This is a genomic window from Terriglobia bacterium (genome assembly GCA_020073205.1).
Taxonomy (GTDB): Bacteria; Acidobacteriota; Polarisedimenticolia; order Polarisedimenticolales; family JAIQFR01; genus JAIQFR01.
In genome coordinates this window covers 1-15,326 of the sequence record JAIQFR010000048.1, presented here as the reverse complement: position 1 = coordinate 15,326, position 15,326 = coordinate 1, and the positions used below count along the sequence as shown (strand labels likewise).

Below are 15,326 nucleotides of genomic sequence, written 5' to 3'. Positions count from 1 at the left end.
GGGAAATTGTGAAAAGTGAATTCTACTCCTTCTTCTCCGATGGAGACGAGGGCACCCCCGTCGCCGCCGGGAGCGAGAGCGCGGTGGGTCCGTCTCGCTCTGTCCGTGCCACGACGACCGCGTACACCATCGAAGGCTTTCGTCGGTGGTCTTTCGTCGATTCTCCTTCCGTCAGAAAACAGAAGCCGGTCGCGCGTGACCACCTCCGAAGCCCCGCCATCGCTCACTAAACAGCGCTTCCTGATCAGACCTTCGGCTCGGATGTTGGTCTCGGTACCGTACGTACGTTGGTCGCTCCGGGAAAGTCTCGCTGGACCCCTACACCGGGGAGGGAACTCCCAGATCGACCCGCGCACACGGCACGCTCGCGGAACTACGGACAGGCGCCCTCAGACGCCGCGATCGCGGCGTCCCGTGAGCCGATCTGCGACGCCGATCCGTCGTCGTACGTCCCGACGCCGCAGGCGTTGAAGGCGCGCACGAGATACCAGTCGGCGTCGCCGGCCACCGGGAGGTCGGGGTCGACGAAGGTGGTACGGGCGGCGTCGTTCGCGAGGCAGACGTCCGTTGATACGGAGAATCCTCCCTGGAGCAACGTCGAGACGGATCCGCGGACAACGTCGTATCCGGCGGCGCCGGTCGAGGACACTTTGAGGCCGTCGGCGAGAGTCGCGTAGACGACAGTCGGCGATGCGGCCGCGGTGCATGCGGTCGCGCACGAAGCCGGGGTCTCGAGGTTGCTCACCGTCACGGTGTCGACGAACCAGCCCGTCGAGGAACCGGTGTAGTCGCTTCCTGCGTGCCAGCGCAGGCGGACGGTCCTCTCGACGAAGTTCGCGTCGCCGCCGAGGTTCACGGTCACCTGGGTCATCGTGCCGATCGTGCCCGCGCACCAGCCCCGCCTGCCCCCGAGCGGGTTCGTGTAGAACGGATTGATCGTGCCCGTGTAGCCGCCGGACGTGAAGTCGGAAGACGGAACGACCATCCACATCGTCCCGTCGAGGGTGTACTCGAGAGTTCCGCCGTCGTAGCAGGTCGACGTCGTGCCCTCGAACCGGTACGTGTGCCAGAAGCTGAGCGTCGTGGCGGGGCCGACGCGGAACGCGGGGCTCGCGAGGACCATGTCCGACGTGCTCCCGACGTCCTGGGCGAGCCACGAGTGCGTTCCGTCGTGGCGGCGCACCGTGGACCAGGTCCAGTTCGAGCCGCCGTTGATGATGTTCCTGGTCCATCCGGGAAGGTCGAACCCGCCGCCGGACGTCGCCTCGAACGTGTCGGTCCAGCTCGCGTTCGTGATCGGACCGGTGGGGACGGCGCTCGACTGAAGCGTGTTCGCATCCTCGACGCCGGTGGCTGGGTCGGCCGCGCGGACGACGTAGTAGTACGTCGTGTCGCCGGTGATTCCGGCCTCGTCGGCGTACGTGGTCCCGGTGACGCCCGTCGCGATGCGGTTGGCGGGGGAGGGTACGAAGCCGGCGGTCGTGCTGCGGTAGACGTTGTACATCAGGCTCGAGCCACAGCTGGACGATCCGCCGGTCCAGGCCAGGTTCAACGTGCAGGTCGCGGCGCCGGGGTTGAGGACGCCGGTGATGCCGCCGAACGCCGGGGCGAGCCGGCAACCGCCGGTGGCGAGACCGTCGACCTCGGCGGAACCGGCGGACGTGCACGCCAGGCCGTCGTTCGACTTGACGACGTAGTAGTAGCGGATTCCGCCGCTGACGGTGTCGTCGTGGTAGGTGTACGCGCTGCCGTTGCCCACGCCGGGACTCGAGTCGGTCACGGTGGCGATGGTCGTGTACGGGCCGCCCGGCGTCGTTGCCCGAAGCACCCCGTACTGGGTGATGGACGCCGAGGGCGAATCGTTCCATCCGACGTCGATACGGTTGTCGCTCGGAACCGTCAACGAGGCCGTCGGGGCCTCCGGGACCGCCAGGCATCCGCACGCATCGAAACGGACCGCCGCGACCCTGGTCTCAAGCCAACCGCCGTATTCGGTCGTGAACCAGAAGGTGCAGTCGTCGACGGGGTCGATGCCGCCACCGGCGTAATCGCCCCAGCGTTCGGCGACGGTCATCGAGTTCGACGCGTCCGCGATGACGTACTCCCCTTGCGGCATCGTGCCCAGGGGATCGGTCGCGAGCCGGCCCTTGTAGTAGATCGACGGGTAGTACGGTGCGGTGGTGCCCGTCCGCGTGTACGCCATCGCGATGTTGCCGGACTGATCGATGCCGATCGACGCGACGGAGCGGTGGACGTTGGCCTCGCCGCCGACGACGCCCTCCTGGTACAGGAACCACGACCCGGTCGACCTGCGCAGCTCGAACCAGCGCAGCGCGGCGTGATCGGTCCCGTCGACGTCCTCGGCGAACGTGCCGACCAGCGCCTGGTGATCGCCGAAGTTCCGGTAGGCGAACGGGTAGAACAGCGGCTCGCGGATCGGGTCGATCTTCTGCGTCGTGTCGGGCTGGGGCATGCAGTTCCAGGTCGATCCCATCCCGCAGAGCGTCATGTCGAAGTCGGTCAGGTGGAGCGGCGGCAGGTTCGTCAGGGTCGAGTTCGCCGGGGTGGACCAGTCCACCGAGAGCGCCCACAGCTCGAGCAGGTCGTATCCCGGCGTGCTGGCGCCGTCCTCGGCCTCGTCGTCGCGTGGCCGCGCGAAGATCGCCGGCTCGCCGTCGGGCGGCGCGGTGTTCCCCTGGAGCGCGGAGGGCAGAACGAGCTGGATGCCGGAATTGGGCATGGCGCTGATCGAGAACTTCTGGAACGTCGCGGGCTGCCCCGCGAGCATCTTCTCCCGGTCGAAGGCGAACAGGTCCCGCGTTCCCACCGTGGCCCACGCGTTCGCGCCCAGGAGGTACGACCCGCCCGCGCCGTTCTGCGGCCAGACGCCGTACTTCGGGTAGTCGGTCAGGTCGCCTTCGGTGACGAAGTCGTACGCGTAGTACGACCCGTTGGGATCGCCGGTCGTGGAGACGTAAACGCAGACGTCGCCGCCGCTGGTCGGCAGCTGGGACAGGATCCAACGGTCCGCTGCCCGATCGTATTGGACGATCGCGTCGCAGTAGCCGCTGCTGCACGGCAAGGTGCTCGCGAGCGACTGCAGCGTGAACGTCTTCACGAACTCGCCGGTGCTCTTGTCGATGATCGTGACCAGGGTCGTCGCCTGGTTGACGGTCTGGACGAAGTAGGTCGGCCCGACATCGCCGGTGGCATCCGGCGGCGTGTACGGGGTGCTCTGGCCCTCGTAGTTGTGCGTCGGCGTCCCGAACCCGTCGGGGACCCTGGCGGCCGCCTCGAGGCGCTGCAGCTCGACCAGCGGGTCCACCCGGGGCTGAACGGGGTACAGCGTCGGGACGAAGCCGAATTCCTCTCGTCGCTTCACCTCGAGCACGAAGGAGTCGCGCTCCGGGCGGGGATCGGGGAGGTCGCGCACCGCCTTCGTGATCGTGGGGACGACCGGCTCGCTCACGGACACGGGGCCGGTCGGCGGCTCCGTCGCGACGTCCCCCCGGGCGGCGGACCCGCCCGTGGCAGCGATCAGAAACAACATCGCCGGCCCGATCCACCTCCACTGCCTCGGCATCGTCTTCCCCTTCTCGAGTCGCAGAGAATGTACGCCGATCGAGGAGCAAGCCTCAATGATGCGCCCTTCGCGTCGGAATGACGCGCAGAAACGCGGCCTTCGGGTGCGAATCGGCGGGGTGGAGTTCGTAGCTCTGTGGAGTTGGCTCGCCAGGGCACGACCAAGTCACAACAGCGCGCCGGGAAGCGACGGTGAAACAAAGTTGACTCGGACTACCCTGCCTGCGCCGACGGGACGTCGAAGGAGATCGGCTGACCGGTCACCCGGGAGTGGAGGACGAGCGGGTCGAGATCGGCCCCGTTCGGCCAGACGATCGTCCCCGCCTCGGCGTCCACCCTCACCTGTGAGAAGAACGCGGGATCGCGAAGCGGCTCGAACACCCCCACGAACGACACGGCGTCCTTCACGTCGACCTCACCCTCGGCGCCGTCGTCGAACCGAAGTCGAAGACGATACGGGCCGGTCTGGGCTACGCTCACTACGTTCGGGAGCATCATCCCTACTCCAATGGCGGAATCGTCAGCAGCGGCGCCTTGTCGCGGGCCAGGGCCCAGTCCGCCGCGAGTTCTACCCGATGCTGGGCGGCCCATTCCATCACGAGACCCAGGGCGCGCGGAGGCAGCCCTCCCTTCAACACCATCAGTCCTTGGACGGTGATCACCGCCTGGTCCGTACCGGGCGTGAAATTCGGGCGGCGTGTGATCGTCGTAGAACATCTGGATCACGATCCCGAAGAAACGGCTGATCTCGGGCACGGGCGCAGTCCTCCAGCGGCCGCGCCCATTCTACAGCTTCGCATCCCCGTTCAATTTACGTCGGACCGCGGCACGTCGCCAATTGAGCTTGGAGCTCGCCAGCGATTCCTCGAGTCTTCCCTCCCCCTCGCAACGTGCCGTTTTGCCGTAACTTAGCCGAGAGTCGGCATCTCCGATGCCACCATCCATCGGGAGACCCTCATGCAGGCGAGCCACGGCCGAGTCGTCATCTCCCTGCCGAGGGGTTGGACGCGCCGCGTCCGGTCCGGAGCCCTCCACGCGATCTCCTTGGCGCGGTTCTCCCTCACCGCCGCACGTGGCCACGCCGCCAACAGTTGGAACGCCAGAATCCGGCTCGCGAAGGAGAACAACCGGCTCCGCCAGGAGATCGGGCTCCTTCGCGAAGAGCTTCGCATCAAGGATGCCCGGATGGAGCGCATCCCCCCACAGCGCCGGCCCCACTACCCTCCCATCGAACGCCTCGCCCTCCTCGAACTCCGAGCGGCGAGGGGCTGGTCGCTCGCCCAGACCGCCCGCCACCTTCTCGTCACCCCGCTCACCGTCACCTCGTGGAACCGGCGTCTCGACGACGAAGGGCCGGACGCACTCGTCCAGCTGCGAGAGCCCGTCAACCGGTTCCCCGAGTTCGTCGGCTACCTCGTGCGCCGCCTCAAGGCGCTCTGTCCCTCGATGGGGACTCGACGTATCGCCGGCGTACTCGCCCGCGTGGGACTTCACCTCGGCGCGACAACCGTGCGGAGGATGCTTCATACCTCGCCCACGAAGGCCTCCTCGCCAACCGCGGCAACCGGCCGTCGCATCGTCACCGCGACACATCCGAATCACGTCTGGCACCTCGACCTGACGACGGTCCCGACCTCCGGGGGATTCTGGACCTCGTGGGCACCGTACGCCTTCCCCCGGCGCTGGCCGTTCTGTTGGTGGGTCGCGGTCGTCGTCGACCACTACTCCCGGCGAATCGTCGGAACCGCGGTCTTCCTACACGAACCGTCCGCCCGAGAAATCGCGCGGTTTTTCGGACGAGTCTGTCGGCACATCGGGCATGCGCCGAAACACCTCGTCACCGATCACGGCGTCCACTTCGTCGCCGACGCCTTCCGGCGGTGGTGCCGTCGCCTCGGGGTCCGCCAGCGCTTCGGCGCGATCGGAAAGTACGGCAGCATCGCGGTCGTCGAGAGGTTCATCCGATCGATGAAGCGCGAGTGCACGCTTGTCCTGACGCTCGTCCCCTTGGCGCAAGTCGGGTTCTCACGCGAGCTGGATCATTACGTGGCGTGGTTCAACGCCGAAAGACTTCACGCGCGGTTCGACTCCCGTACTCCCGACGAGATGTACTTCGGGAAGATGCCGGCCTCCAGAAAGCCTCGATTCGAGCCTCGGCCCGATTGGCCGCGTCCTGCTCCCTGCGCTCGACCGCACGCATTGGTTCGCGGCCACCCGGGCGCTCGGCTCGACGTCGATGTCCGCTTTCAGGCGGGACGTCGGCATCTGCCGATTGTCGCACCCCGGCGAGTTGCCTGATCGCTCTTTCCGAGTTTGCTCGCGTCGGGAGCGCCGCGGTGGTCGTGTACGCGGGCGGCGAATCGGATCGCACGTGCCGCCTCCGAAGCCACGCGGGCGCTCACTGAACGGCATTCCCCGGACCGAACGCCGGTTCGCGAGTTTGTCTCGGCGCCCTGAAGACGTTTGTCAAGCCGGTAAGTCTCGCTGGACCCCTACACCGGCTACGTGATCGACCACATCGAGGCGCTGAAGGAGGGCGGCGCGGACGAGCCGGGAAACATGCATCAATGGCAGACGAAGGAGGCAGCGAAGGAGAAGGATAGGTGGCAGTACGCCCGTCCCCGTTCAAGCCGACAACGCATGCCTCACGCTCTCGGCGTCGGCCGAAACGCGCTGGCGGCCCCGTGGATCCCACCACGAAAACGCGGTTTCAGAATCGCTGGATGGGCGCCGCGGTCCATCGCGGGGCGTGCGGAGTCTGTGGTGGTAGTCACACCTCCCTGAGAGTCGATTCCGTCAAGCCAACCGCTGAGGCCAGCGGTGCGCGGAGCTGAAGTCGCGCACGCGTGGTCCCACCGAGCCTGCAGGAGCGCCTCCGTGGAGCATGTCGCTCAGGGGCAGACCGTGCTGGTCCTGTTGACGCCGCCACTTCGGGTCCCGTAGGTTCCGATGGCGCAGACGTTCTCGCCGCGGACCAGGTAGTAGAAGCCTTGCGCTGACGTCGGCACGGTGCCATCCGACCAGGAGTTCGCTGCTAGGTTGTCGTGCAGGCAGGTCTCCGCCCCTCCCGTCCCGACCGGAAACTGGCCGAGCGAGCCCCGCATCACATCGTAGACGACCCCCGGCCCGGCCTGGCTCGACAGCGAGTTCCAGGAGAGAGTCATCTTGTCGGCCGCGAAGACCATACCCCCGATCTCCGCCGGAACCGCCCAGGCCGTGGGATCGAACGCCGCGCAGTCGGTGGCGTTCGGCACACCGTCTCCGTCGGAGTCGGTCGTGAACTCGTAGGCCCCGATGTCGACGATGGCCACCCCGTCGAGGTTCCCATCCTGGATGCGGAGGGCTCCGTCACGATCCAGCTCGCCCGCCGCCACCTCGGCGTTCGTTCCGGCGTCCACGCAGACGGAGGACGCGCCGATGTGGAGATCGCCCCCTGCCCGATTCAGGAAACCGGGATCGGCGTGAAGATCGGTCAGACCCGCAGAGAGGTTGATGTATTCCTTCCCCGTGCCGTTGAAGACATCGTTCGTCTCGAGCGTCGGCGTGTAGCTCGCGCTCGAGTCACGCCAGATACCGGAGGAGTTGAAGGCGATCACGTTGTTTGCAATGGTCAGCGAGGCCGACAGCGGGGCCACGGCCAGGCCGCCTCCCCGCTCGCCGAGGAAGAAATTACTCGCGCTGTTGTCCGAGAAGGTGTTGTTCACGATGCTCATCGGGCCGGTCGGCGACGCGGTCGCCTGGATGTAGGCGCCGCCTCCGATCCCGCCGGAGCTGCTGGAGTAGTCGTACGCCGTGTTCGCGCGGAAGACGTTGTCCGCGACGCGCCCCTGGAACGTGCTCTGAACCACGAGCCCGCCGCCCGTGAACGCCGTGCTGCCGCTGATGGTGTTTCGCTCGAGGAGGAAATCCTTGCAAAGCTCGATATCCACCGCTCCCGTGGTCGAACCGAAGTACAGCGGCATCAGGACGTATTGGGAATTGTTGGCGATAGTGTTCCGGAGGATCCGAGGATCCGAGTTGTACGCGTAGATCGCCGAGCCGTACGGCGCGTGGTTGGAGTGGATGTCGTTCCCGTCGATCAACGGCATGGACGACACGAGGTAGATCGCTCCACCGGTCCCCGAGCTCCGCAGGACCTCGTTGTCGAAGAGAGTGTTTCCGGTGATCGTCGCGTAGCTCCCGTAGAGACCGATCCCGGCCCCTTGTGATTCGTCGGTCGTGTACGGGCTGCCGAGCGAGTTCCTGGTGATCACGTTGTTGGCGATCATGGGCGAGCTCACGTCGCAATCGACGCCGCCCCCGCGCCCGCCGGGCCCACCCTGGATGATGTAGTTCCCACCCGTGAACACGCCGCCGTTACGAATCGTGAAACCGTCGATCGCGCTCAGCAGATGGCCGGCGAGGGAGCTGGAAACGACCCCCGGTGTCCCGCCGCCGTCGATCACGCTGACGTACGAAGCCGGATTTCGACCGTCGCGGCTCGTTTCGGTACCATTGAAGCCCCCGTAAAGGTGAACCCAGGCTGGCAGACGGAAGTGTCCGGCATAGCTACCCTGCTCGACCCACACCTCGCCAGCGATGTTGTGGGCCGTCGTGGTGGCACCGAGGAGGGTGGCCTTGGCGGTCGCCCAGGTCAGACCGTCGCTCGAGTCGTTGCCATCCGGCCGCACGTGCACAACCGGAACCGTGGCATCCCAGAAGGTCCCGTCGGACTCGTCCGCCCCCATGTCCACCGAGGACCCAAGGATGCGCGCCTGGCCGTCGATGTCGGGCCAACCGGAAGGGACTGCGGCGTTGTCCCCGGCGTTCACGCAGGGGGAGTCGGGTTGGAGGTGGAAGCGTCCCGTGGAATAGTCCACTAAACGCGGGTCGTTCGAGATGTTGCCGTTGTTCCCGGTGGGATCCCCTAGTCCCTTGAAGTCGGACCGGGCGCCCTGCACCGTGTTGCCGTACACGTCGTTGTGACTCACGGTGGCGCGGGTCGCGCCTTCGTTCTCCCGCTCGAGACCCCACGTGTTGTAGGCGATGACGTTGTTCGCGATCGTGGGAAACGTCTGGCTCCAGTAGATCCCCGAGCCGTTGTTCCCCCAAACGGTGTTGTTGACGACGGTTGCCGCCTGGATCTCCGAGTCGATCACCACGATGCCACCGCCCGACGCGACGGCCCCGTTGGCGCCGATGAGGTTGTTCACAATGAGGGGCGCGCTGACCGCGAAGGGGATGGGACGCCCGTCGGTGCCGTCCGAGGTGGCGTAGATCCCGCCGCCTCCCAGGGTCTGACCGATGTCGCTGAAGTTCGAGCCGTTCTCGTAGATGTAGTTGTCGGCGATCGTCGGCGAGCACACCTTCGCGGACTCCGTCGTCCAGCACCCGATGCCGCCGCCTTCACCCGTCGTGTAGTTCAGGGAGATGACGTTGTAGCTGATCTCCGGTGACGACCCGATGATCGAGATCCCGGCTCCCCCGTCGCCGGCACGGTTGAAATAGATCTGATTCCGGGTGATGACCGCGTGCGCGACCGGTGAAGTCGTCTTGTAGCCGGCGATCAGAATGGCGCCTCCAAAGCTGTCGGCCGTATTCGCGGTGACGAGATCGTTGGCGATCGTCGGGGCGGAGCCGACGACGTGGAACGCACCGCCGGCATTGGTGATGCCTGTCGCCCAACCGTTTCGGATCGTGAACCCGTCGACGCGCGTCGTCGGTCCCGCGAGGCTGTTGATGGTGAAGACGATCCCCGTGTTCGTCCCGTCGAGGACGGTGACGTTCAGCGCGAGGTTGCGCTGGTCGCGAGACGTCTCGGTCCCCGCGAACCCGCCGTACAGCGCGACGTTGACCGCGAGGCCCCCGACGACCTTGTTCTGCAGGTGCTCGGCGTACGTCCCCGCCGCGACCCAGATCTCGTCACCGTCGGAGGCGGCGTTGATCGTGGCCTGTACCGTCGCCTTGGCATGCAGCCAGTCGGCCCCGGTGTTGAGGTCGCTTCCGCCCGTCCGGACGTAGAACACTGCCGCGGTCGAAGCGGAGTGCAGGATCAAGGTCGACAGGAGCACGAGGTGTAGACGCGTGAGATGCATGTCTCCCCTCCCCTGCTGTGAAATCGATACCCACCTTTTCCACGGGGTTTCCATGGTAGGTGGTGCCCTGGTGAGCGTCGGCCCCCGCCTTGAGGGTTGGTGTCGCGCTTCTTTCCCCGCCTGAATATACCCCCGAGCAGGGACGCGGGCGCGCGAGTCAAGCGAAAAGCTGTCAGCAGGTTCCGCCTTGGCGAGCAATGGGATGGAGATTGTCCGCTAGCTGGTGCCCTCCGCCCGCTGCCGCGGCTACGTAATCGACCACGTGAAGCCGCTGAGGGAGGGCGGCGCGGACGAGCAGCGGCAGAACCGGTCAGCCCTCGTCAGGCACGGATTCGCTGACTCGCGGCCAACCGAAGGAGTCTATGATGCTCGTCGTCCTCTGGCTTGGGGAATCGACCTCCCCCCGCTCGTTCTTTTTCCGGTGCCCGAGCGCCGAGTCGGAGGGAGCATTGACTCGGGTGCGACCGAACGGCGCCTGCCCTATTTCGGAACCACGTTGAAGGACCCCGGCTTGGAGGGGTCCGGCGCGAGGGAGTAGCCTTTCGCGAGACGCGCGTTCCAGCCTTTTCCAGCGGGGTGCTCGGGTGTGGTGTCCGCGGATGCCGGCACGAGGACTTCCCTGAAATTTTCCGAGATGAGAGCGGCGCCCGATTCGACCTTCAGGGTCCCCCACTCGTCCGAAAGCTCCACCGTGCCGTAGACGGTGCCGTGGTTCTCGAAGCTCGCCACCTCCCGAGGGTTGAAGGTGATGGACATTCTCACGAGTCGGAAGAGTACCGTGGGCCCTTCGAGGAAGAGACCGGTGTAGCGCACGTTTCGCTCCTCGATGGTCTTCTGGCGGGCGTCCTCCTGCGCGACGATATCGGGCCCTCCCCAGCGCGCCAGTGCCGTCTCGGCGCCGGCCTTGGAGAGCGCAGGGAGAGTCACCCTGTAGGCCGCCGCAACCGCGGACCCAAAATCGAAGTCCACGTGGACGCTCCGGCGCCACGCGGGTTCCGCCGAGTCCAGCAATTCGGCGTAGGCCGGTCCCGTTCCGTACGCGAAGGAGCGCACGAAACTCGGCGAAACTTCGCAACTGGCGAGATCCGCCAGCGCGGCCTTGACCCGAGATGCTGAATCGCTCAGCGCTGCGTCGATCCCGGTCGATTCGGCGAGCCCCTCGTTGAGTTCGAGGCCCCGTTCCTGAGAGGCGGCCTTGGGCCAGAGGCTTCGCCGATAGGCTCGAAAGAGCAGCGCGTCCGAGAGAGCGTTGCGCCGCGCCTCGGCGCCGGACCGGAGCGCCGAGGACAAGGCGTGGAGCTCCGCCTTCAGCCAAACCCGGCCGTCCCTCGCGTCCAGGTGGACGTTCGTGCCCAGACCGCTGCTGCCCTGGAGGCCCAGCGCAGGCTGGAGGCGGTGGAAGGACTCGTGCATCATCAGCACGCTGCGGTCGGTCGCGTCTTGAGGCAGGGGCCACATGATCATGGTCCACAACTTGCCTCCCACCTCCGTGGAGGTGTTGGCGATGCCCGTGCCGGCCGGCAGGTCTAGGCGGAAGAGCGTGCCGTCACGGACGGCACCGGCCGACGGCCCGTTCAACACCGCCTGGTGAGTGGCCTGGTCCGCGAACATCATGGGCCCGCAGAGGCTTTGCCCCCAGAGGCGGCCACCCTCGGCCTGGCAGAGCGAAGCGGCCTCATGAAAGGCCTGGGCGGCAGCCTGTGTGTGGATGACCGCCTGACCTTCCTTGTGCGCGGTTGAACAGCCGGCCATGGCGTAGAGCGTCATCAGGATCCCGATGCGCGTCGCGGTCGCTTCCATGCTCCCCCTTTTGTCGAGGCGTGCAGCACAAGGTGCATGTCTCCACGTTCGAGCGTAACACGCCCTGAGCCCGTCCCGAGTCGGAGGCTATTGCTTATTCGTCAGGAATGGGACTGTTCGCTTGCCGGCGACCACCACCGGCCGCTGCCCCGGCTACGTGATCGACCACGTCAAGCCGCTGAAGGAGGGCGGCGCGGACGAGCCGTGGCAGAGCGGGAACGACGCGAAAGCGTGCGATCTGTCGTGGTCGGACAGGTTGTTCCTGGCGCCTCTTGGCACCGAGGGGCCACGGCCTCACCTCGTTCGTCGTGGGCTCATGTTCGACGCCGTCGCCCTCGTACCGACTCTCAGCCTGAAAGAAAGTGGCACACTTCGGCGGTCGGGGACCTACCTGACGGCGACCGCAACGCCAACGGTGCTCACTTCCATACGATTCCCGCCGGCGTCCCACGCCACTGATCGGTCGAGGCGCAGATAGGTCTCGCCGGGAGCGAGCGCCGAGAACCGAATCCGGGCGAGGACTCCGGTCCCGGATGCTCCCTGCTCGCGATTCGCTCTGCCGATGCCGATCGCGACGTCTCCCGGCCGCGCCCGGCCATTCACGATGAAGATGATGCTACTTCCGTCCTCGCCGAGAAACTCCCCCTGGGTCGCGTCGAGAAACTCGAGGACCGCGGGATCGAAGAGAAGATGAAACGGCGCGTCTACGACGCCGGCGTCCGAGCTGGCAACGATCTCGGCGGTGAACGTCTGGTTGATCGCGACCTCGGTCAGGCTCGACGTCACGCGAAGCGTAAGGATGCCGCGCTGCGCCGGTGCGACCGTGGGACGGGTCGGAGGGACCGAAGGAGGAACGGGTTCCTGCTGAGTTGACGGAACGGTGGCGCCATCCCCTGACGGGGACGGGGCCTTCGGCTCCGGGGGCGAGGGCAGCGCTCGCATGATCACGCCGCCGGAGGAGCGATCGGCCGTGCCCGCGATGATCGCTGGTACCGCGAGAGCGCGCGACGGAGTCGGCGGCGTCTCCCCCGTTTCCTTTGACGTCGACGACGGCGTGGGCGGCGCTTCCCCGGGAGCGCTCAAGGAGGCCGGCAAGGTCCCATTCGCCGGCGCCCTCCCGCCTGCCGGTGCCGAGACCGCAGCGATGGCGCTGGTGACGGTCGGGGCCCCCGAAGGCTCCGTGGGTGCGGCCCCCGCATCGCCGCTTCGCGGAACGGGCGCCTCGCTCTGCCCCACCGCCGACGGCTGGCGGCGCACGCCGCGCTCAACACAAGCCGTCGCCAGGAGCCCCAGGCACACGACCGCGATCGATGCGCCGAAGAAGGTGCGTGACGAACCTCGAGTTTCGCGCATCCTACGGCGCTCCGACTGCTAACGCCTTGACAGCGACAACCCGTCGTGAAAAGTGATCGCGGCAATCCCCGCTCCCGTGTGATCAACCGCCTCCGCGTTTTCGAAGGTAAGCGGCACGGGGGCAACCGACGCGCTACCGAGCACCGTGAACGAGAGGCGCAGCACGTCGTTTGCAACGTCCGTGCCCTGCACGCCTGCTGGCTGGTTCGTCCGGTCGAAGCCGACGATCACTCGCCCTTGAACCCCGTTCGCCAGCTGGACCGCGAGCAGAGGATCGTCGCCGTCCTTGTTCAGAAACGTCCCCTCCGCCGCGCTCCCCGTCACGAACGCAATCTTCGCCGGATCGTAGACCACGTCGAAGTGGAACCCCTGCACGTCCGAAGCCGCCGTCGCTCCGCCGCCCAACACAACCTTCACGACTTCGGTCGTCGAGTTGCTCTGTCCCCCGCAGCTCATCACGACCTGGTTCAATCCGGCCGACGACGACGCGCACTCGATCGCGGGGCCGCCGCCGCCCCCACCCCCGCCGCACGACGACGTCAGGAGAAGCAACACCGCCAACACGCCCATCGGAAACGCCGCCGACGTGACGAGCCTGATCAACCGACGGCATCTCATGACAGCGCCCCTCACCGGCTCTTTCCGAACTGGTTCAGGAAGAGATGGAGGTCCTCGGCATCCACGCACGCCCGCAATCCCGTCGGCACGTGATCCAGATTCGCCCGAACGCTGTGCCCCGCGTCGCCGGGGCACGTCCCGTAGGCCTCCGCGAACAGGAAGAGGTCTCGCCCGTCGATCCGATTCGACGAGAAACCCTCCGTGGACAGGTTGGCATCCCCGAAGAGCGCATCGGGCTCGCACACGTCGCCGATGCCATTGTGGTCCCCGTCCAGTTGATCCGGATTGAAGATGTCGGGGCAATTGTCAGCTGGCGAGCACACGCCGTCCAGATCCGGATCACCGTTGCCGTTCGTCCCGCAACTGCCGCAATAGCGACCGCCGGTGTCGAACGTGGTGATGGAGTGGCCCCAAACGAGGCCGCCCCAGACGATCATCTCGGTGCCAGTCCAAATGCCGGTGTGGTACGCGCGACCCGCGGGAACACCGTCCGGTCCATACTCGGGCCGCCACGTGTCCGTCGCGGGATCGTAGCGGCCGGCGTTCTGCAGGAAGTAGAGGTCCCCCGTAGTCTCGTAATAGACGTCGCCTCCCCAGACGATCATCTCCGTTCCCGTCCACACCGCGGAGTGGTCCGCGCGCCCAGGCGGGCCGCTGGCCGTCGCGCGCCAGGTGTCCGTGAGTGGATCGTAGCGTCCGCCGGTGGCGAGTTCGTGCTCGCCGTACTGGTCGAAGAAATAGCCTCCCCACACGATCATCTCCGTTCCGCTCCAGACGGCGCTGTGACCCACGCGAGCGGCGGGGACAGCGGCTCCGGACGTCGGGGTCCAGGTGTCGGTGCCGGGGTCGTAGCGGGCCCCGTCGTTCAGGGCCACGGAGCCGTTCCATCCCCCCCAGACGATCATCTCGGTGCCGCTGTAGACCGCGGTGGGCGACCAGCGCTCCGAAGGGACCCCCGCGCTGGTGGAGGTGGATCGCCAGGAATCCTTGGCGGGATCGTAACGTCCGCCCGTCGCAAGGGGGACGGAACTGTCCTCGCCGCCCCACACGACCATCTGCGTGCCGGTCCAGACAGCGGCGTGCAATTCGCGCGGGGAGGGGTCGTTGACCCCCGTGGACGTCTTCCGCCACGAATCACCTGTGGGGCTGTAACGCCCCCCGGTGTCGAGGAAGTGTTCACCGGCTTGGTCCTGGAAGTAGCCCCCCCACACGATCATCTCGGTCCCGGTCCAGACCGCGGTGTGCGAATCACGCGGGGAGGGGACGTTGGACCCCGTGGACGTGGGTCTCCACGCGTCGGTGGCGGGGTCGTACCTCCCGCCGGTGTCGAACGCGCGGTTGGTTCCGTCGAAGACGTACCCTCCCCACACGATCATCTCGGCTCCGGTCCAGACGGCGGTATGAAGAGCCCGCGCCGAGGGGGCGTTCCCGCCGGTGGATGTGGGTGTCCAGGTGTCGGCGACGGGATTGTAGCGCCCGCCGGTGCCGAACGCGGTTCCCAAGCTGTAATCCCCCTGGTTGGTGCCGCCCCAGACGATCATCTCCGAGCCCGTCCAGACCGCGGTGTGCCAGTAACGTCCCGCAGGGTGGTTGAGCGCGGCCGTCGGCGTCCAGCCGTCCGTCGCGGGGTCGTAACGCCCTCCCGTGTCGAGCGACCTTCGGTCGACACCGTCAAAGTACGAGCCACCCCACACGATCATCTCCGTCCCGGTCCAACAACGAACAGGTAGGAAGAATCATCAAGTTCGCGCTGGACAATCCCAAGCGCATTGGCTTCCTCAGTTTCCAACCAGTAAGCTTCACCGGCCGTGACGAAGCCGTAACCGACGACCGCCGCCAAGCCCAGCGCTACACCCTCTCGCACTTAGCCCACGACGTAAAAAATCAAACCGGCCTAGG

The 15,326-nt window shown here is 66.7% G+C and carries 9 protein-coding genes and 1 pseudogene; 2 read left to right on the top strand and 8 right to left on the bottom strand.

The features are described 5' to 3' along the window. Positions 1-373: 373 nt before the first annotated feature. From LAO51_11485 to LAO51_11475, 3 genes and pseudogenes are all read right to left on the bottom strand, one after another. Positions 374-3,583: a hypothetical protein gene (locus LAO51_11485; protein ID MBZ5639358.1), complete on the bottom strand. Its 3,210-nt coding sequence runs from the start codon at positions 3,581-3,583 to the stop codon at positions 374-376. Between the two features lie 212 nt (positions 3,584-3,795). Further along, positions 3,796-4,077 carry a DUF2442 domain-containing protein gene (locus tag LAO51_11480; protein MBZ5639357.1) on the bottom strand — a complete coding sequence of 94 codons (282 nt, stop codon included), beginning with the start codon at positions 4,075-4,077 and terminating at the stop codon, positions 3,796-3,798. 5 nt (positions 4,078-4,082) lie between these two features. Continuing rightward, positions 4,083-4,338: pseudogene (locus LAO51_11475) on the bottom strand (DUF4160 domain-containing protein). Between the two features lie 201 nt (positions 4,339-4,539). On the opposite strand from LAO51_11475, the gene LAO51_11470 reads away from it, so the two are divergent. Continuing rightward, positions 4,540-5,880, top strand: coding sequence for a DDE-type integrase/transposase/recombinase (locus LAO51_11470; protein ID MBZ5639356.1), 1,341 nt, complete (start codon positions 4,540-4,542; stop codon positions 5,878-5,880). Positions 5,881-6,473: 593 nt separating this feature from the next. Here the strand turns inward: LAO51_11470 and LAO51_11465 are convergent. The 3 genes from LAO51_11465 to LAO51_11455 all read right to left on the bottom strand — a co-directional run bounded on the left by LAO51_11465 (position 6,474) and on the right by LAO51_11455 (position 12,242). Next, a complete protein-coding gene (locus LAO51_11465; protein MBZ5639355.1) occupies positions 6,474-9,656 on the bottom strand; it encodes a right-handed parallel beta-helix repeat-containing protein in 3,183 nt (1,060 codons plus the stop codon). A gap of 480 nt (positions 9,657-10,136) precedes the next feature. Then, positions 10,137-11,456 (bottom strand): hypothetical protein, encoded by a 1,320-nt coding sequence (locus LAO51_11460; GenBank protein ID MBZ5639354.1) that lies wholly within the window; start codon positions 11,454-11,456, stop codon positions 10,137-10,139. Between the two features lie 387 nt (positions 11,457-11,843). Beyond that, positions 11,844-12,242, bottom strand: coding sequence for a cohesin domain-containing protein (locus LAO51_11455; protein MBZ5639353.1), 399 nt, complete (start codon positions 12,240-12,242; stop codon positions 11,844-11,846). Positions 12,243-12,396: 154 nt separating this feature from the next. Between LAO51_11455 and LAO51_11450 the strand changes: the two genes are divergently transcribed. Next, complete coding sequence (locus tag LAO51_11450; protein MBZ5639352.1) at positions 12,397-12,831, top strand: hypothetical protein; 435 nt, start codon at positions 12,397-12,399, stop codon at positions 12,829-12,831. On the opposite strand, the gene LAO51_11445 is transcribed toward LAO51_11450, so the two are convergent. Together LAO51_11445 and LAO51_11440 are read right to left on the bottom strand one after the other, a co-directional pair. Continuing rightward, a complete protein-coding gene (locus LAO51_11445; protein MBZ5639351.1) occupies positions 12,828-13,427 on the bottom strand; it encodes a hypothetical protein in 600 nt (199 codons plus the stop codon). The genes LAO51_11450 and LAO51_11445 overlap by 4 nt on opposite strands. Positions 13,428-13,438: 11 nt before the next feature. Further along, positions 13,439-15,127: a hypothetical protein gene (locus tag LAO51_11440; protein ID MBZ5639350.1), complete on the bottom strand. Its 1,689-nt coding sequence runs from the start codon at positions 15,125-15,127 to the stop codon at positions 13,439-13,441. Positions 15,128-15,326: the final 199 nt, after the last annotated feature.